Below are 18,346 nucleotides of genomic sequence, written 5' to 3'. Positions count from 1 at the left end.
ATGTTAAGCATTTAATAAATGCCACATCACAAATAGGTGTTTTAAAAATTATTGAGTAGATTTTTCAAATAGGGATTATAAAATTAACAACATTTATAAACAAACGTTAAAAAAGCTGTAAGTTTTCTATGAACAATATGATTTCATCGACAAAATGCACATTGAAGGGTAAATAATTTTTATTTTTTAATCAAACTTTAAGTTTAAGACATAAAATCAGTTAATAATTTTAAAATAAATAAAAGTTTATCGAAGAAAATATCAAAAATCTAATTTATAGGTACATCTTTTTCTGAAAATTACTGGATTAAAATGTTTCCAAATATTATGAATAGCATGGTTATCTGCTAATTCAGGAGTTCTGATACAATTTTGAATTCCTTTTTCTTTGAAACAATTGTAATATTCATTAAAAATTATAGCAGTAACTCCTTTATTCTGATATTCTGGGTCAACACCTATAAGATAGAAAAGAACTTCTTTACTGTTTTTCTTTGCTTTCAATAAATGATAAAATCCAAAAGGAAATAATTTACCCTTTGCTTTTTGCAATGCTTCTGAAAAACTAGGCATAACGATACTAAAAGCAACTATTTTATGATCCTTATCAACTATAAATTTGATGAATTCGGGATTAATAAAGCTGATGTATTTCTTTTTAAAATATTCTTTTTGAATATCTGTTATAGCTACAAATGAAGATAAATCAGCATACGACTTGTTGAACAAATCAAACATTTCATCTACATAAGGCATTATTTCTTTTGTGTTTTTGAAATTAATTGGAGTAAGTTGGTAACGTTTCTTTATCATATCTTGAACTCTAAAAAAGAATTCAGGTTTAACATTGGAAAAAGGAAACTTATTTTCGTGGTATTCTTTTTCTTTTACAAATCCTAATTGTTCCAAATGTTCTTTATAATATGGATAATTATACCACGTAATCATTGAACCTAATTCGTCAAAACCTTCAGTAACTACTCCAACTTTATCAAGATTAGAAAAACCCATTGGACCTTCAACATGGTCTAAATTATTTTTTTTGCCAAGTTCATAAACTTTTTCAAGCAGAGCTTTTGTTACTTCAATGTCATCAATAGTTTCCCACCAACCAAAACGAACTTTCTTTTTATTTTGATCGTTTACTTCATTCCAATTAATGATAGCAGCAATTCTACCAACTATTTTATTTTCTTTATATGCTAAATAAAAAGTTGCTTCAGCACTAGAAAATGCTGGATTTTTTGTTTTATCAAAAGTTTCTAATTCTTCCGCTATTAATGGCGGAACCCAATAAGGATGGTTTTTATATAATTCAAATGGGAATTTGACAAAGTCTTTTATAAGCTTTGGTGAATTGGCTTCAACAATAGTAATCATTTATGGATTTAATTCTTCAGGTTCAACTGCGTCTTTTCTTTTCTTCTTTTTGTCTTTCTTAGATTTTTTATCTTTTCCTTTTTCTTTGTCAACAGGTTTTGTGCTTCTCAAATAAACCTTTTCATAATTTTGATCAAATCGCCAAGAAAGTCCTACTCCACCATATAAAATCTCTGGAGTATCTTTTACATTTTTTGATATCGATGCATCAATTTGAATATTTTCTTTAATCAAATAAGCAGCACCAACTCTAAACAAATAATCTGCATACAAATCGCTTTTTATACCTTGAAATTCTAAAAATCCAGACCAACGCATATTAAATCCTCGAGTTAATGTAGAAACAACACCTAAGGCTTGATAGTCTGTAAATAATTTGTCAAAATAGACATTGTTAACAAAAACCCATTTAGTTCCAAAATGATTTTGAGTAATTAGCATTGCTTTTGGGCTTATAAAACTATCGTCAGGATAAAAAGGATTATTACCAACTTTTATATTAAGTCCTGCATATAAAGCAACTGCAGGAATCAATTGTTTCCAATTAAATTTTGAACTATGATTAGCATTCCAACTGTAAAGATTTGGCTTATCTTCTCTAAGGTTTTTAAAAGGATCATAAACCAAATATTTTGCTCCAAAAGTCATTTGTTTGAATCCACCACGAGTATCGTCAATTAATGGTGCTTGATACCAATCGTATTGATATTGCATATCAAGCATCATTTCAAATTGTTCAAAAAAAGCACCATATCTAACACTTAGTTCCGAACCAAATCCGTTTGCTTGATAACGCGCTAAATCGTGTTTTTCTCTAATTCCAAAAATTCCACCTTCTGCCTGAAAAACTGTTTTACCAACTGAAAAAGCTGATTGTGATTTTCCTGGTCGGTTTGAATTAATTATATCTGTATATTGTGCAAATTGATAGGTTGAACTCATTAAAAAACCAATCAATAAAAGCGCTTTTACTTTTTGCATGTATGTTTTGCTATTTTATTATCTTCCTCAAAAGTAATACATTTTATCATTTATTTAAGAAGGTAAAGCGATTTTTACATCATTGAAATTCGTATTTTTGACAAAAATTTATTTATAAAATGGAAACTGCATCAATGCCAGGATTATTAAAAACTATATTTTGGATATTTTTTATTTATTATGCTTTTAAGTTTTTAGCACGTTTATTTTTACCTGTTCTTGCAAAAAAAGTAGTTGAAAAAGCAAGTCAACAATTTGAGCAACAGCAGCAACAATACCAACAACAAAATCAAACAAAATCAGATACTACCGAAAAACCTAAAGAAAAAAAGATTGTCGGTGAATATGTAGATTTTGAAGAAATTGATTAAGCCAAACTATACCTAACCAAAAAAATGAAACAACTTCAAAAATTTTATCCACATTTACTTGCAGTAATTGGATTCGTAATTATTTCATTAGTTTATTTCTATCCTGTTTTACAAGGAAAAAAAATCTATCAATCGGATATTGCCCAATATACCGGAATGGCAAAAGAACAAATAGATTTCAGAGCCGAAAACAACACGGAACCTTATTGGACTAACTCTGCTTTTGGTGGAATGCCAACTTATCAATTAGGTGCAAAATATCCAAATGATTACATCGGAATGCTTGATGATGCTTTACGTTTCTTGCCAAGACCAGCCGATTATTTGTTTTTATATTTCTTAGGGTTTTATGGTTTATTATTGGTTTTCAGAGTTGATCCACTGAAAGCTTTTTTTGGAGCTTTAGCCTTTGGGTTTTCAACCTATTTAATCATTATTCTCGGAGTTGGTCACAATGCAAAAGCGCACGCAATAGCTTACATGCCATTGGTTATTGCTGGATTTATTCTGGTTTTTAGAAAACGATATCTTCATGGTGGAATTCTAACCATGTTGGCAGTTGCATTAGAAATTAATGCAAATCACTTTCAGATGACCTATTATCTGTTGTTATTGCTTTTAGTATTTTCAGTTTATTTTGTCTACAAACTTTACCAAAATAAAGAGCTTAAAGAATTGCCAAAAATCTTAGGCGTTTTTCTAATCGCTGTTCTATTTGCTATTGGAACAAATGCTACAAATTTATTAGCAACCAAAGAATATGCAGATTTTAGTACTCGAAGTAAAAACGAATTAACGTTTAATCCAAATGGTTCAAAAGTTACTACTGACAATGCACTTTCAAGAGAATACATCACAGAATATAGTTATGGTATAGCAGAAAGTTTAAATCTAATTGCTCCAAGACTTTTTGGTGGTTCCAATGCCGAAAATGTTGGAACCGATAGCAAACTTTATGAATTTATTATCAATCAAGGTGCATCGCCAAGTGAAGCGGAAGAATTTGCTAAAAACGTTCCAACCTATTGGGGAAATCAACCTATTGTTGCTGCACCGGCTTATATTGGTGCCATTGTTTTCTTCTTAGCGATTTTGGCTTTATTTCATGACAAACGCAAAGTTAAATATGCTTTTTTGGCAGGTGCAATTTTCTCGTTGCTGCTTTCTTGGGGAAAAAATTTAGGTTTCCTTACCGATTTCTTCATTGATTTTGTTCCGATGTACGATAAATTCAGAGCAGTTTCATCCATTCAGGTTTTACTAGAATTATGTATTCCGGTTTTAGCCATTATGGGATTGCAATCCTTTTTTACCGAAAAAGAAAATCAATGGAAATCCCTAAAATTAACTGGAATTGTCACTATAGGTTTAGTAGTTTTATTGTTTTTAGCAAAAGGAATGTTCGATTTTACAACTATAAATGACAATTACTATGTTCAAGCTTATGGTGAAGAAATGGGAACTGCTTTTGTAAATGCTTTAAAAGAAGATAGAGCAAGTTTATATTCAGCTGATTTATTGCGTTCTGGTTTCTTTATGTTGGTGGCTTTTGGAGTTTTATGGAGTTACTACAAAGGTAAATTAGCTCAAAATACGGCTATTATCATTATTGGAATTTTCATGGTTGGCGATTTATTTTTTGTAGATAAAAACTATGTAAACAAAGAAGATTTTGTTAGCGCTCGCGAAGTTGACGAACCTTTTCAAGCTACAGAAGCTGATATGGCAATTCTGCAAGACACAACGCATTATCGTGTATTTGAAGTTTCTGGAAATATGAGTAGCGCACGTGCTTCTTTTTTCCACAAATCGATTGGTGGTTATCATGCTGCTAAACCAAGAAGAATACAACAATTATTTGACTATCAAATTGCCAAAAACAATAAAGAAGTTTTGGACATGTTGAACATCAAATACATCATTCAAACCGACGAAAAAGGTCAAGAATTCCCAACTATGAATCCAGATGCAAATGGTAATGCATGGTTTGTAAAAGAAGTGAAAATGGTTAATTCAGCTGATGAAGAAATGAAAGCTTTGGATAAATTGGACAGCAAAAATGTTGCAATAAAAAACAAATTTCCAGATAGTGGAATTTTTAAAGTATTACCAAAAAAAGATCAAATATTTACCAAAGACAGCTTAGCAACAATCAAGCTCGATTTATATAAGCCAAACCATTTAAAATATACTTCAATTAACTCAAATAATGGTTTTGCTGTTTTCTCTGAAATCTATTATCCAAAAGGTTGGAAAGCAACTATTGACGGAGAAGAACGTCCAATTTACAGAGTAAATTATACTTTACGTGGATTAGATATTCCAAAAGGAAAACATACCATCGAATTCAAATTTGAACCTGAAGTTGTAAAAACTGGAAGCACAATAACATTATTTAGTTCAATTGGAATGGTATTATTAATTATTGGTGGCGTTTATTTTGAACAAAAAGGCAAGAAGAAAGAGTAAATGTCTGAACCAAAAAAACTTTTAATCATAACCTATTATTGGCCGCCAGCTGGTGGACCAGGAGTACAGCGTTGGTTAAAGTTTGTCAAATATTTACCCGATTTCAATATTCAACCGATAGTTTACATTCCTGAAAACCCAACCTATCCAATTATTGATAAAGGTTTGGAAAGCGAAGTTTCTAATGAAACCATTATTCTAAAAAACAAAATCAAAGAACCTTATGGTTTTGCCTCATTTTTTGGAAAAAACAAAACCAAAAAAATCAGTTCTGGAATTATTCCGAATAAAAAGAAGCAATCGTTTTTAGAGAAAACTTTGCTTTGGATTCGTGGAAATTTATTCATTCCCGATGCTCGTTTTCTTTGGGTAAAACCTTCGGTAAAGTATTTGAAAAAATATATTGAAGAAAATAATATTGATACCATTGTCACTTCTGGTCCGCCACACAGTTTGCATTTGATTGGATTACAATTGAAGAAAGATTTGGGAGTAAAATGGTTTGCCGATTTTCGCGACCCGTGGACAACGATTGGTTATCACAAAGCCTTGAAACTTTCATCTTATGCCGAAAAAAAACACAAAGCTTTAGAATCAGCAGTTTTAAATGCTGCCGATACCATATTAGTTACCAGTAAAACTACAAAAACCGAATTCCAAGAATTGACTTCAAAACCTATTGAAGTTATTACCAACGGTTATGATGTGGAAAAAGTAACCAAACGACCACTCGACGAAAAGTTTACTTTGGCACATATTGGTTCTTTTCTTTCTGAACGAAATCCGAGAATTTTATGGAAAGCATTAAGCGAATTGATTAAAGAAAATAAAGACTTTAAAAATGATTTTCAATTAAAACTCATTGGTGCCGTTAGTCAGGAAGTTTTGGATACGATTTCAGAATTTAAACTCAATGATTATGTGTTGAATTTAGGTTACGTTTCTCATCAGGAAGCCATTGAGCAACAAAGAAAATCGCAAGTATTATTGTTAATTGAAATCAATTCAGAGGAAACTAAGAGCATAATTCCTGGAAAAGTATTTGAATATATGGTTTCCGAACGACCAATAATTGCGCTTGGACCTGAAGGTTCTGATTTTGCTGAAATTATTACTACTACCAATACAGGCGTTTTCTTTACCTATGATGAAAAAGAAAAACTAAAAACAGTACTTTTGAATTATTACGAATTGTATCAAAATAACAACCTGAAAGTACATGCTGTTGGTTTACAACAATATTCCAGAAAGAATTTAACCGAACAATTAGCGAAACTTGTAACTCGTAAATAACTTATGGGAATCGTCGTCAACCAATCTATCAAAAACACTATCATTACCTATATAGGTTTTGCTATTGGCGCGGCAAATACATTGTTTATGTATCCACATTTTTTGGGTGCTAAGTTTTATGGATTAACTGGTTATTTGCTCTCATCAGCCAATGTTATTTTTCCATTGATGGCATTTGGTGTTCACAATACGTTGGTGAAATTCTTTTCTCATTATAAAACTGAAAAAGAAAAAAGTCAGTTCCTCAGCTTTGTGATGTTTTTGCCTTTACTTGCAATTATACCCATTTTTATCATTCAGTTTCTTTTTTATGATGGGATAGCAAGTTTTCTATCCAAAGAAAATCCAATAGTATACGATTACGTTTGGCAAATTCCAGTCATTGGATTGTGCATGGGTTATTTTGAGATATTCTATGCTTGGGTAAAAGTTCACATGCAATCTGTTTTTGGCGGTTTTGTTAAAGAAATTGTACTTCGAGTTTTGATTACTATTTTCCTTTTTGCGGTTTATTTTGATTGGATTACGGTATATGAATTCATCATTGCTACAATGCTAATCTATTTTGCAAGTATGTTGATTATGCTTTTTTATGCCAATAAAGTTCAACGCATCACATTTGATTTGGTTATTCCTCACAATGCTAAAGCTATTTTTACGTATTCCGCTTTTATCATTCTTTCAGGAAGCGTTGCTAATATGTTACTCGATATTGATAAAACAATGATTAATCAGTATATAAAGATTGAAAATATTGCTTATTATTCGGTAGCGGTTTTTATGGCAATAGTAGTTTCGGTTCCAAGTCGTGCGATGCATCAAATTACGTATCCTATTACGGCAAAATTAATGACTGAAAACAAACATGACGAACTAAATGATTTGTATAAAAAAACATCCATTACACTTCAAATTGTTGGCGGATTAGTATTGGTTGGAATCTTGGTAAACCTCAACCAGATTTATACTTTTTTACCTTCGAGTTACCGTGATGGTATTTTTGTGGTTTTTGTGATTGGATTGTCTAAATATTTTGATTTGATTTTAGGAAACAATAATGCCATAATTTTCAATTCAAAGTATTATAAAGCAGTTTTATTTTTGGGATTATTATTAGCCTTTTTTGCTATAACGCTCAATATGTTGTTCATTCCTCGATTTGGAATTAATGGTGCTGCTTTAGCAACGTTGATTTCAATAACATTATACAGTTTGGCGAAACTATTATTTGTAGTAACCAAAATGAAACTCTATCCGTTTACTTTAAAAAACCTTTATGCTTTAATCATTGGGCTAATTTGTTTTTTTGTTTTCTATTATTGGGATTTTCCTTTTCATCCATTCATAAGCATTGCACTAAAATCTGTTTTGGTTACTGTTCTTTATGTTGGTCTAATTTATAAAACCAATCTTTCTGAAGAAATTAATCAAGTGATTAAAAAAACTTGGAAAAAATTGACATAAAAAAAAACCACTTCTTGGGAAAGTGGTTTTTCAAACATTGTTTGATTTTTTGTTTTTGACGTTTTATTATTAAGTAAGTACCTTATTTTCTAAAATCATTTCTGATTACTTAGTAAAAGTAAATTGTTTATCTCTCTGAATATCAAATACTCGATGTTCTGCTATAATTCTCGATAAATAAACTCTCAGTTGTCGTTTATCGATGTTTTTCATTCAAAATCAACTGCTTAATGTAAACTAGCCGACATTTCCTTTTTTACATTTTTGTAACTTTGATAAAATTGAAAAACAAAAGCTATGAAAAAATTAATTCTTCTATTAATGTTTTTTACCTTTTTCACTTCATGTGAATCTGAAGGTAAACTAACCGAAAATCCAGTTAATACTGAATTTGATATCAATCAGGCAGTACTGAAATTTAGTGGTACATTACAACCTACGTCTGGGATTTCTGGTTCTGGAATGGTAAAGATTTACCAACAAAACACAACTTATTATCTTAGACTTGATAATTATACTATTGAAAATGGTCCTGATTTGAAAGTCTATTTATCAAAAAATGATACACCTTCCGACTTTGTGAATCTTGGCGCTGTAAATCCTGATAACACTTATACTATTCCATCGCAAGTAAATCTTGCCGATTATCCATATGCTTTAATTCATTGTCAACAATACAATCATTTGTTTGCAGTTGCTGCTTTACAAGAAAATTAAACTATTATGAAAAAATCAATCCTAACTATTTTATCAGTCTTTATCGGAGTTCAAATTACATATAGTCAAGGTTGCAGCGATGCAGGAATTTGTTCTATAGGGAATAGTTTCACAACCGAAAAAACAACTAAAAACCTCATAGAAACAGGCGCTGTTTATGGCGTTGGCGATGCGGACGTAACTTCAGTAACTGGTTATATAACTTACTCTAGAGAATTTACAAAATCGTTTGCTATGAGTGTAAAAGTAACCTATTTTAATGCCAAAGGTGATTTTGGAACGCGAGGACAATTTGGTGATGCTTATTTAATTAGTAATTATAAATTTGCTGAAAAAGATCAAAAACAATGGAGTGCTTTGGCTGGTTTTAAATTTCCGTTCACAACTGCTAATGCTAAAATTAATGATGTTCCGTTGCCAATGGATTATCAAGCCAGTTTGGGAACATTTGATTTAATTCTGGGAGTAAATTATAATATCAAGCAATGGGATTTTAATGCTGGTTTGCAACTGCCTGTGTTCAATAATAATAAAAACTCCTATTTTGCTGAATATTCTGGAACTGATGATTTTAACTCTACTAATTTATTTGAGCGTAAACCCGATGCATTATTTAGAGCAACTTATACCTATGCTACTTCAAATAAAAAATGGAGTTTCAAACCAAACGTTTTATTCATTTATCATTTAGGTGAAGATATTTATGAAAATATTTTCAGCAATAGAGAAACCATTAAAAATTCGGATGGTTTAACGCTTAACGGAAATCTAATTACTATTTATCAATTGAATTCAAAAAGTTCTTTAGAGCTTTCTTTGGCTACTCCATTTGTTGTTCGTGATGAAAGACCTGATGGTTTAACTCGTGCATTCACCGCAGGTGTTACTTATAAAATAAGTTTCTAATTTTTGATTTATCACATAAAAAAAAGCCTGCTAAAATAGCAGGCTTAACTTTTTTAACCAAAAAACATTTATTCAATAACAAGTAATGATTTGTTTACTGTTTCTTTTACAGTAACTAACTTAACTATATAAACTCCTGTTTTCAAATTTGAAGTATCAATGCTGATAGACGTTTTCACTTCAGCCAATACATTAGAATCAAATAATGAACTTATTAATTGACCATTCATGTTATAAATCATCACTTTTGCTGTAGTATTGTAGTTCATCATAAACTCAATAGTTGATGCCGCTCTAGATGGATTTGGATACATGTCAAATTTTGTTACTACTTGAGATAATGCTTCCGCTTCTGCTCTATTAGTTGGACATGGACAAGCTAAATACCCTAAATTCATTGTTCCACCATCATAATTATTATTCACTGCATCAAGTGCTCCATTAATTTGTGAAGCAGTATAAGGAGAAGTTCCACCTCCTAAAACAGTATTAGCAATATTCAATAATTGAGTAACTGTCATTCCTATAAAAGTACCTGAAGTAACAACCAAACTACCTAGTGGAGTTGATGATGATGAGAAATTAGGATTAGCAGCATCAAAACCTAAGCTAAGTGTCAAAGCAACTGTTTGTCCTGCTAAAACATTTGAATATGCATTACTTGAAGGATTAACCAATGTACCAGGATTTAATGCTCTAGGTGTAGAACCTGAAGGTAAGAAGTTTTGAACAGCAGTAGCTGATGTTAATCTTAAGAATCTAGTTCCTGAACCAATTGTTAACCCTGTTGGGAAAGCTGTTGCAAAATTATTTTTCACATAACAACCCCAGTTATTACCAGCACATTTAGCACCATAACCACCTTGAGTAACTGTTGTAAATCCTTCACAAGTTAATAAAGTAATCGTTACTTGAGCAGAAGAAACACAACCATTAGCATCAGTAACTGTAACTGTCCAAGTACCTAATGGTAACTGAGCAGTAGCGCTAGTTTGAACTGGATTTGTATTCCAAGAATATGAATAAGGTGCTGTTCCTCCACTCGGAGTAGCTGTTGCAGAACCATTTCCGCCAACACATACAGCTTGTGAAGTTGTAGTTCCAATTGCAACAGGACTTGGTTGACCTACAGATACACTAACATTAATAGTACAACTGTTATTATCAGTAATAACCGCTGTGTAAACAGTATTAGCCATTAAATCATTTCTTGTGAAAGAAGTGCTTCCGTTACTCCATAAAATAGTGTAAGGTGCCGTTCCTCCATTTGGAGTAATTGTTGCAGAACCATTAGCTACACCATAACATAAAGCATCATTAGTAGAAGATGAATATCCTAACAATGTCGGCTGATTTACCATAACTGATTTTTCAACTGAACATTGGTTACTATCTGTAATTATAACAGTATAACTTCCTGCAGTCAATCCTGTGATGGTATTAGCTGAACTTCCTGTTGACCAAAGAACAGTATAAGGTCCTACTCCACCAGCAATGTTTGAAACTGAAGCTGTTCCATTTGAACCTCCAAAACAAGAAACTGGAGTTGAGCTTGTAGTAGCTGTAATTAAACTTGGTTGTCCAATTGAAAATGTGTTTGAACCCGAAGCCATTTGATTATTTGAATCTGTTACAGTTACTGTATAACTTCCTGCTCCTAGTCCGTTGAAAGTATAGGTAGTTTGATTAGTAGCTCCAGAAGCAGATCCGTTGTTTAACATATAATAATAAGGTGGTACTCCGCCAGTAACAGTTACATCAACGTGACCATTTTGTCCACCATTACAAGTGACATCAGAACCTACAATTAAACCAATTCTGAAATTAGTACAATCTAAATAACCATTGTCAATGGTTCCATTATCATAGTTTTCGTTGATAGCAGTTGCCGTAGCATTTATTTGAGATGGTGTATACGCTGAAGAACATCCTCCAATAACATTATTTGCCAATTGTAAAAACTGTGCAACTGTCATCCCAGCATGTGGACCTTGAAGAATTACTAAAGAACCAAAGCTATTTGCACTAGCCGAAAAGTTTGGATCATAAGCATCGAAACCTAATGCTAAAGTAACACCAACTAGTTGAGAAGCTAACGTATTACTAATAGAACCTCCTGGGTTTACACTTGCTCCAGATAATACTGCAGGTGTTCCTCCTGAAGGTAAAAAGTTTTGAACCGCTAACGAAGATGTTAAGGTCAAAGTGTTACTACCACACCCAATGGTTAAACCATTCGGGAATGCAGCAGCAAAGTTTGCATCACGGTAACAACCTGGGTTACCTCCATTACATACAGTTCCCCAACCACCAATGGTGAATGTTTTGAACTGACCTGCACAACCATTTTGCGCTGATGTATTTGCAATCATCCCCACAATAGCAAATACGATACTTAAAAGTAATTTTTTGTTCATTGTTTAATAAATTGTTAGTTAATTGATATAATTAACCTGTTTTTTGGGGGCACAAACCAGATTAATTTCTTCTGCAAAATTATTTCACATTCCATGAATGGGTACCATTTATCGATGAAATACATAAAAAAACGTCAGTAGCACTAATTTTATAATTTTTTGTAGATTATCGATAAAAAAGAGCAGTTAAACGGTGCTGTTTAAAGTTATTCTTATAAATAAACTAGGATTTTCTCAGTTTTTAATCAAAAAAACAAACCCTTTCTAGCTGGAAAGGGTTTATTTTTTATGATCTAGAAAGAAATTATATTCCCGCTACTGCTTTAATCTCATCTATTATGCGTAACGCTAAAGCATCTGCTGATTCTTGTGTTTGTGCTTCGGTATATATTCTAATAATTGGTTCGGTGTTTGATTTTCGAAGGTGTACCCAATTGTCTGCAAAGTCAATTTTTACGCCATCTATGGTATTTATTTCTTCGTTTTTGTATTTCTCAGTCATGGCTACTAGAATGGCATCTACATCTATTTGAGGTGTTAACTCTATTTTGTTTTTGCTCATGTAGTATTGTGGATAGCTAGCTCTAAGCTGTGCAACGGTCATGTCTAGCGATGCTAAATGGGTTAGAAATAAAGCCACACCTACTAAACTATCTCGACCATAATGGCTTTCCGGATAGATGATTCCTCCATTGCCTTCGCCGCCGATGATGGCATTGGTTTTTTTCATCAGTTCTACTACATTCACCTCGCCTACTGCACTTGCCTGATAGCTTCCGTTGTGCTTGTTGGTGATGTCGCGTAATGCTCTTGACGATGACATGTTAGAAACTGTGTTGCCTGGTGTTTTACTTAACACATAATCAGCGCAGGCTACTAATGTATATTCTTCACCAAACATTTCTCCATCGTTTGAGATGAATGCCAAGCGGTCAACATCGGGGTCAACTACAATACCAAAATCAGCTTGTTCTTCAACTACTAATTTGCAGATGTCGCCCAAGTGTTCTTTTAATGGCTCTGGGTTGTGTGGAAAATGTCCGTTTGGTTCGCAATAAAGTTTGATGCATTCTACCCCTAATTGTTCTAATAGTTTTGGGATGATTACTCCTCCTGATGAATTGACACCATCTACTACTACTTTGAACTTGCGTTTAGCAATTGCTTCGGCATCTACTAATGAAAGGTTTAATACTTCGTCAATATGAATATCCATATAGGCATCGTTGGCAAATACTTCACCTAAATCGTCTACTTCAGAGAAGTTGAAGGATTCGGATTCGGCAATTTCTAGTATTTGTTCGCCTTCTTTACCGCTGAGGAATTCGCCTTTGTTGTTGAGAAGCTTTAGTGCATTCCATTGTTTTGGGTTATGGGAAGCGGTTAGTATGATTCCGCCGTCAGCTTTTTCTAGTGGAACGGCTATTTCTACGGTTGGGGTTGTGGATAGACCTAAATCGATGACGTCTATTCCTAGTCCTACTAGTGTGTTGACTACCAGGTTGTGTATCATTGGTCCTGAGATGCGCGCATCGCGACCGATGACTACTTTTAGTTTTCGGTTTTCGTTGAAATTGTTTTTCAGGAAGGTTCCATAGGCAGAAGCGAATTTTACAGCGTCTACTGGTGTTAGATTATCGCCTACTTTGCCTCCGATGGTTCCACGTATTCCTGAGATTGATTTTATAAGTGTCATTGTAGTGTTTTAAATTTTGGTTTTTGTGCTAGTGATGCAAATATAAATATTTCGAATTAGGAATTAGCTTCTCGATACTATTTTGCTACTCAAAATCACTCGAAGAGACGAATGTGTAATGAACTTGAACATACATGTAATTGAGTGTGACACATAAACATTACGATGTGACATGCAAACATTACGGTGTGACATGCAAACATTGCGGTGTGACATGCAAACATTGCGGAGTGACGAGTAAACATTGCGGTGTGACATGCAAACATTACGGTGTGACACGTAAACATTACGGTGTGACATGCAAACATTGCGGTGTGACATGCAAACATTACTGTGTGACGAACAAACATTGCGGTGTGACACGTAAACATTACGGTGTGACATGCAAACATTACGGAGTGACGAACAAACATTACGGAGTGACACGTAAACATTACGGAGTGACGAACAAACATTGTGTAGTGACAGGCAATCATTTGAAACGTACAAGCAATCATTCGAAACGTACATCAAAGAAATCGAAACGTACAAGCAAGTAATTGCAGTTAAAAATTAAAAAAGGGGGAAATCACCCTTTTCTAGTAATAAGAAGTTTTTGTTATCTTTACTTTTATCAATGAAGAGCTTATCAGAAAACTCAAAAACCATAGATAATTTTACAAAAAACAAATGATACTAAAATTTATACGCAATCTATTTATTGGTGAGTACGAAAATAAAGAAGAAAATTATATTGAGGATTTACAATCTATTCCAAATTTTAAAACAAAAGAAGAAATTTTAAATAATTCCTCTAATTCAAACAATAACACAACTCGCAAATTGACTAAAGGTGAAATTTTAATAACAAGCGTTCCAGATTTAGGAAATCTAAAAAATATTACTTTAAAAAAATGGCACATCAAGCCAGGCGACATTGTAAAAGAAGGAGATGTAATTTGTGAAATTGAAACTAAAAATCATATAATGGAATTCGAATGTCTTACCGACGGAAAAGTATTATCAACATCTGGATTGATAGGTACTTTAAAAGTTGGTGATGAACTATGTAAGATAGAAGTAATCTGAAGCTGAGTGTTCAGAATCTTGGAAAGTCGCTGAAGAAATAGAAATTTTTACAAATTAGTATATTATCTAGTTCAACTAATCTCAAGCTTATATCCTTTGCTGCGAATGGCTACAATTTTTAAATTAGGATCAAATTCGAGTTTTTTTCTAAGTTTGGAAATGAACATATCAAGACTACGCCCAACAATAACTCCTTCGTCTTCCCATATTTCTTTTTGAATTCGTTTTTTTGGTATAATCTCGTTGGGAGAAATTGCAAAAATGTGTAGTAAACGGGTTTCTGTTCCGGTTAGGTCTATGGTTGTATCCTGTGCAATAAGCTTTTTGTTTTCTGCATCAAACACCGCCGCACCTAACGTAAACCTATTTTCATGCTGACTGTAAGGTTTTGCTTTTGGCGGTTTAAAAGACAGCAAAAGAACAAACCCTGCCAATGCTAAAAAGGACAAACTGCCCAACAGGTATCCATTGTTTACGATACTATGGTTTGCTGGTTTGAATTTAATGGAAATTGTGTAACAGGCTTTGGGCTGATTTCTTCCTAAACAGGCTACAATATTATCTTCCTTGTTTTTGGATATCGCATAGCCATAGGTTACCGTTGCGTTGTTACAGTTTAAAACATTAACGATATAATTGTTTGCAAACGGAGCTTTGTCTAAGAAACGTCGGGTGGTGTTTAATAATGAATCTGGTTGAAACGTAAACTCATTCTCAAAGCGAATGAGGTATTCATCGTTTGAAATTTTTTCGACAGGAAGCACTCTTGATATACTATCGCCCGACTGTAGAAGTAGTTCGTGTCCTATTCTGCGGAGTAAAATTTCTCTTCTCGCAAAGTCAAAGTCGTCACCATCATTTCTACTAAAAGCTGCACAGATTATACAGATAAAAGAAAGCAATAGTAAACCCAACAGGTATTTTCGTTTTCCAGAAAAGATGTTTCTACCAGTAAACATAGTGTCACTATTTTATTTACAAAGTTTACATTTTTATTTACAGTTTTGAGTACAGATTTTGTAGAATAGTCAGTTAATTTTACTGTACAAACTTTAAAAGTAGATCAAACGATGTTATTAATTAATAAAAACAAAAATATGAAAAAAATCATTTATGTACTGCTATTATCATTGGTTGTGGTAGGCGGACTAGTATTTGCTAATGGAAAAATTAAAAATGAAACTTCTAAAAAACCAACTGCAAAACCACTCACAGTTGCTGAAAAGGATGAGGCTTTAAAAAAATGGGAAGCTTCACCTGATGGTATACATTTTAAAGAATGGGAAGCATCGCCTGCAGGTCAAAAAGTAATTGCCAGTTCTGCTAAAATAAGTAAGTCGATTAAAGACTTTAGTACTATGGAGGCAGTTGTAACTTCTGTATCACTTCCGCCAGGTTCAAGGCTAGGTTTTGGAGTTATGGTGAACATTAACGGCGACGATTATATTCTTGCTTTTGGTCCTGAAAAGTATGAAAAGGATAGTTACAATTTTAGCAAAGATTTTGAGCATTTACACAAGCTGAAAGTGAACGACACCATAGGTGTAAGAAGTCATAATATATCAAAAGCGCCTAAATATTCGTATCCAATAATTGCAGGTGATTATATAGAACAAGACGGTAAAATTATATATGAACGCCCAATTAACAAAGATGGATGCTAAGAAGATATATTTTATATTTGTTAACTTACCGCTACTATTATAAGTGGCGGTAATTTTAGCAGTAAAATAATGCTGACTCTGTACCTGTAAACAGAAATAATGAAATTAAAAATATTTTTATTGCTAAGCATTTCAATGCTGTTGCCGTCGTGCAATGGGCAAACCACTCAACAACGAGATAAAACAATCAATAATGTAAAAGAAGATGTTGTTGAAGAACTTGGAAGCAGTATAATGGTCGTTTATCAAGACAAAAAGAATACTTATTGGTTCGGAAGTTGGGAAACGGGAGTTTACCGATATGATAGAAAGACATTGATAAATTTTACTACCAAGCATGGTTTGCCAAACAATAGAATAGACGAAATAAAAGAAGATGCATCAGGCAACCTATACTTCAGCAGTTGCCACCCAAATTCGACTGTAGTTAAGTTTGACGGAAATACGTTTACTACATTATTAGCAATACCTACCAATAACTGGAGACTTAATTCCACAGATATGTGGTTTAGACATGCTTATCCTGCCGAGAAAGTATATCGGTATGATGGTACTACTTTGCACGAATTGCAGTTGCCTAAACCCAAAAACCTTTCCAATCCTTTTGAAATCTACAGCATCTATAAAGACCAAAAAGGAAACATTTGGTTTGGCACAAATCCATCAGGTGTATGTCGTTATGATGGAAAATCTTTTGAATGGATTACAGAAGAAGATGTGACCGAATTTCGAAACGAAGGTGCCAACGGAGTGCGTTCAATTACGGAAGACAAAAATGGTGACTTTTGGTTCAATACCGAATATCGTTATAGTGTTTACAACAATACGACATCAAAAAGTAATAAATTTTATGCCAGATACGAAAGCATTGGTGGTTTAGATGGTAAAAAGGACAGCAATTTAGACGAATATCTATCAACCGTAAGAGACAACAATGATAATTTGTGGTTTGTAACCTACCGTGACGGCGTTTGGAAATATGATGGAACGAAAATTACCCATTATGCAGTTCAAGATAATTCAAAAGACATTACGCTATTCAGCATCTATAAAGACAACAATGGCGACCTTTGGTTGGGAACTCACGAAAACGGTGCTTTTAAATTCAATGGAACATCTTTTGTGAGATTTAAAAAATGAAGAGCTACAAGTATCATTACAATAAGTAATAAATGGTTTCACTAAAATTTGTAACTTTCCATAATATTGCAAGCTGAAACAGCTTACTGTAAATAGAAATTACTGATTAAAAATCAAGCATGTGATTAGAAATGAAATAAAAAAGCTAAATTAGTCACATGAATTTCCTAGCCCATATATTTCTTTCTGGTGAAAACGACCAACTCAAGATTGGTAACTTCATGGCGGATAGCATCCGTGGAAAGAGTTATAAAAAATATCCCAAGGAAATCAGAAAAGGAATCCTGCTGCATCGTTTTATAGACAGTTTTACCGATACTCATCCTATATATCGTCAAAGCAAACACCGACTGCATGAAAAATATGGTCATTACTCGGGTGTGATTATGGATATTTTTTATGACCATTATTTGGCGAAAAACTGGAGTCGTTATTCCAACGAAAAACTTGAAGATTATGCCGAGCGTTTTTATCAACTGATTCAAAGCAAACGTCATTTGCTTACGGAGCGTATCCATGGTATGATGCCTTATATGATTGGGCGGAACTGGTTGGTGAGTTATGCTACCTTGGAAGGATTGGAAATGATTATGTTTCAAATGGACCACAGAACTAAGAATCGTGTTGCCATGCACGAATCGATAGTTGAATTGAAACAGTTTGATGCACAATTTGAACAGGAGTTTTTTATCTTTTTTGATGAATTGCAAATGGCGTGTAGAGAAAAAATAAGGATGTTGTGAAGTTTCAAGTTTCAGGTTTCAAGTTTAAACGATTTTC

At 33.1% G+C, this 18,346-nt stretch carries 15 protein-coding genes; 10 read left to right on the top strand and 5 right to left on the bottom strand.

The window, feature by feature from the left end; all coding sequences use genetic code 11:
• Window positions 1-261: 261 nt before the first annotated feature.
• Both RN605_RS00995 and RN605_RS00990 read right to left on the bottom strand, forming a co-directional pair.
• Window positions 262-1,380 (bottom strand): GTP cyclohydrolase, encoded by a 1,119-nt coding sequence (locus tag RN605_RS00995; protein WP_313321544.1) that lies wholly within the window; start codon window positions 1,378-1,380, stop codon window positions 262-264.
• Window positions 1,381-2,361, bottom strand: a complete 981-nt coding sequence (locus RN605_RS00990) for a transporter (protein ID WP_313321543.1) — start codon at window positions 2,359-2,361, stop codon at window positions 1,381-1,383. It abuts the gene before it with no gap.
• 119 nt (window positions 2,362-2,480) lie between these two features.
• Between RN605_RS00990 and RN605_RS00985 the strand changes: the two genes are divergently transcribed.
• The 6 genes from RN605_RS00985 to RN605_RS00960 all read left to right on the top strand — a co-directional run bounded on the left by RN605_RS00985 (window position 2,481) and on the right by RN605_RS00960 (window position 9,581).
• Window positions 2,481-2,732: a DUF4834 domain-containing protein gene (locus RN605_RS00985; protein ID WP_313321542.1), complete on the top strand. Its 252-nt coding sequence runs from the start codon at window positions 2,481-2,483 to the stop codon at window positions 2,730-2,732.
• A 24-nt stretch (window positions 2,733-2,756) separates the two neighbouring features.
• The gene (locus RN605_RS00980; RefSeq protein ID WP_313321541.1) at window positions 2,757-5,201 is read left to right on the top strand and encodes a YfhO family protein; all 2,445 of its coding nucleotides are present in this window, start codon (window positions 2,757-2,759) and stop codon (window positions 5,199-5,201) included.
• Entirely contained in the window at window positions 5,202-6,494 is a 1,293-nt protein-coding gene (locus tag RN605_RS00975) for a glycosyltransferase family 4 protein (protein ID WP_313321540.1), read from the top strand.
• 3 nt (window positions 6,495-6,497) lie between these two features.
• On the top strand, window positions 6,498-7,958 hold the full coding sequence (locus RN605_RS00970) for a lipopolysaccharide biosynthesis protein (RefSeq protein ID WP_313321539.1): 1,461 nt from the start codon (window positions 6,498-6,500) through the stop codon (window positions 7,956-7,958).
• A 297-nt stretch (window positions 7,959-8,255) separates the two neighbouring features.
• Window positions 8,256-8,675, top strand: a complete 420-nt coding sequence (locus tag RN605_RS00965) for a DM13 domain-containing protein (RefSeq protein WP_313321538.1) — start codon at window positions 8,256-8,258, stop codon at window positions 8,673-8,675.
• Window positions 8,676-8,681: 6 nt separating this feature from the next.
• Window positions 8,682-9,581, top strand: coding sequence for a hypothetical protein (locus tag RN605_RS00960; protein ID WP_313321537.1), 900 nt, complete (start codon window positions 8,682-8,684; stop codon window positions 9,579-9,581).
• Window positions 9,582-9,649: 68 nt separating this feature from the next.
• Here RN605_RS00960 and RN605_RS00955 read toward each other — a convergent pair whose 3' ends face one another.
• Both RN605_RS00955 and glmM read right to left on the bottom strand, forming a co-directional pair.
• On the bottom strand, window positions 9,650-11,998 hold the full coding sequence (locus tag RN605_RS00955; RefSeq protein ID WP_313321536.1) for a T9SS type A sorting domain-containing protein: 2,349 nt from the start codon (window positions 11,996-11,998) through the stop codon (window positions 9,650-9,652).
• 304 nt (window positions 11,999-12,302) lie between these two features.
• Window positions 12,303-13,694, bottom strand: a complete 1,392-nt coding sequence (gene glmM / locus RN605_RS00950; RefSeq protein ID WP_313321535.1) for a phosphoglucosamine mutase — start codon at window positions 13,692-13,694, stop codon at window positions 12,303-12,305.
• A 669-nt stretch (window positions 13,695-14,363) separates the two neighbouring features.
• On the opposite strand from glmM, the gene RN605_RS00945 reads away from it, so the two are divergent.
• A complete protein-coding gene (locus RN605_RS00945; protein WP_313321534.1) occupies window positions 14,364-14,762 on the top strand; it encodes a biotin/lipoyl-containing protein in 399 nt (132 codons plus the stop codon).
• A gap of 71 nt (window positions 14,763-14,833) precedes the next feature.
• On the opposite strand, the gene RN605_RS00940 is transcribed toward RN605_RS00945, so the two are convergent.
• Window positions 14,834-15,721, bottom strand: coding sequence for a winged helix-turn-helix domain-containing protein (locus RN605_RS00940; RefSeq protein ID WP_313321533.1), 888 nt, complete (start codon window positions 15,719-15,721; stop codon window positions 14,834-14,836).
• Between the two features lie 138 nt (window positions 15,722-15,859).
• Here RN605_RS00940 and RN605_RS00935 point away from each other — a divergent pair, with 138 nt between their 5' ends.
• The 3 genes from RN605_RS00935 to RN605_RS00925 all read left to right on the top strand — a co-directional run bounded on the left by RN605_RS00935 (window position 15,860) and on the right by RN605_RS00925 (window position 18,309).
• Window positions 15,860-16,426 (top strand): hypothetical protein, encoded by a 567-nt coding sequence (locus RN605_RS00935; protein WP_313321532.1) that lies wholly within the window; start codon window positions 15,860-15,862, stop codon window positions 16,424-16,426.
• 99 nt (window positions 16,427-16,525) lie between these two features.
• A complete protein-coding gene (locus RN605_RS00930) occupies window positions 16,526-17,566 on the top strand; it encodes a ligand-binding sensor domain-containing protein (protein WP_313321531.1) in 1,041 nt (346 codons plus the stop codon).
• A 158-nt stretch (window positions 17,567-17,724) separates the two neighbouring features.
• Window positions 17,725-18,309, top strand: coding sequence for an acyl carrier protein phosphodiesterase (locus tag RN605_RS00925; protein ID WP_313321530.1), 585 nt, complete (start codon window positions 17,725-17,727; stop codon window positions 18,307-18,309).
• Window positions 18,310-18,346: the final 37 nt, after the last annotated feature.

It is taken from the genome of Flavobacterium sp. PMTSA4 (assembly GCF_032098525.1).
GTDB classification, from domain to species: domain Bacteria; phylum Bacteroidota; class Bacteroidia; order Flavobacteriales; family Flavobacteriaceae; genus Flavobacterium; species Flavobacterium capsici.
This window is presented reverse-complemented; position numbering and strand designations above follow the sequence as displayed.

What these genes read in the sequence shown, in the direction of transcription:
- RN605_RS00995 (WP_313321544.1), bottom strand. Translation starts at nt 1,380, where the DNA reads ATGATTACTATTGTTGAAGCCAATTCACCAAAGCTTATAAAAGACTTT.
- RN605_RS00990 (WP_313321543.1), bottom strand. Translation starts at nt 2,361, where the DNA reads ATGCAAAAAGTAAAAGCGCTTTTATTGATTGGTTTTTTAATGAGTTCA.
- RN605_RS00985 (WP_313321542.1), top strand. Translation starts at nt 2,481, where the DNA reads ATGGAAACTGCATCAATGCCAGGATTATTAAAAACTATATTTTGGATA.
- RN605_RS00980 (WP_313321541.1), top strand. Translation starts at nt 2,757, where the DNA reads ATGAAACAACTTCAAAAATTTTATCCACATTTACTTGCAGTAATTGGA.
- RN605_RS00975 (WP_313321540.1), top strand. Translation starts at nt 5,202, where the DNA reads ATGTCTGAACCAAAAAAACTTTTAATCATAACCTATTATTGGCCGCCA.
- RN605_RS00970 (WP_313321539.1), top strand. Translation starts at nt 6,498, where the DNA reads ATGGGAATCGTCGTCAACCAATCTATCAAAAACACTATCATTACCTAT.
- RN605_RS00965 (WP_313321538.1), top strand. Translation starts at nt 8,256, where the DNA reads ATGAAAAAATTAATTCTTCTATTAATGTTTTTTACCTTTTTCACTTCA.
- RN605_RS00960 (WP_313321537.1), top strand. Translation starts at nt 8,682, where the DNA reads ATGAAAAAATCAATCCTAACTATTTTATCAGTCTTTATCGGAGTTCAA.
- RN605_RS00955 (WP_313321536.1), bottom strand. Translation starts at nt 11,998, where the DNA reads ATGAACAAAAAATTACTTTTAAGTATCGTATTTGCTATTGTGGGGATG.
- glmM (WP_313321535.1), bottom strand. Translation starts at nt 13,694, where the DNA reads ATGACACTTATAAAATCAATCTCAGGAATACGTGGAACCATCGGAGGC.
- RN605_RS00945 (WP_313321534.1), top strand. Translation starts at nt 14,364, where the DNA reads ATGATACTAAAATTTATACGCAATCTATTTATTGGTGAGTACGAAAAT.
- RN605_RS00940 (WP_313321533.1), bottom strand. Translation starts at nt 15,721, where the DNA reads ATGTTTACTGGTAGAAACATCTTTTCTGGAAAACGAAAATACCTGTTG.
- RN605_RS00935 (WP_313321532.1), top strand. Translation starts at nt 15,860, where the DNA reads ATGAAAAAAATCATTTATGTACTGCTATTATCATTGGTTGTGGTAGGC.
- RN605_RS00930 (WP_313321531.1), top strand. Translation starts at nt 16,526, where the DNA reads ATGAAATTAAAAATATTTTTATTGCTAAGCATTTCAATGCTGTTGCCG.
- RN605_RS00925 (WP_313321530.1), top strand. Translation starts at nt 17,725, where the DNA reads ATGAATTTCCTAGCCCATATATTTCTTTCTGGTGAAAACGACCAACTC.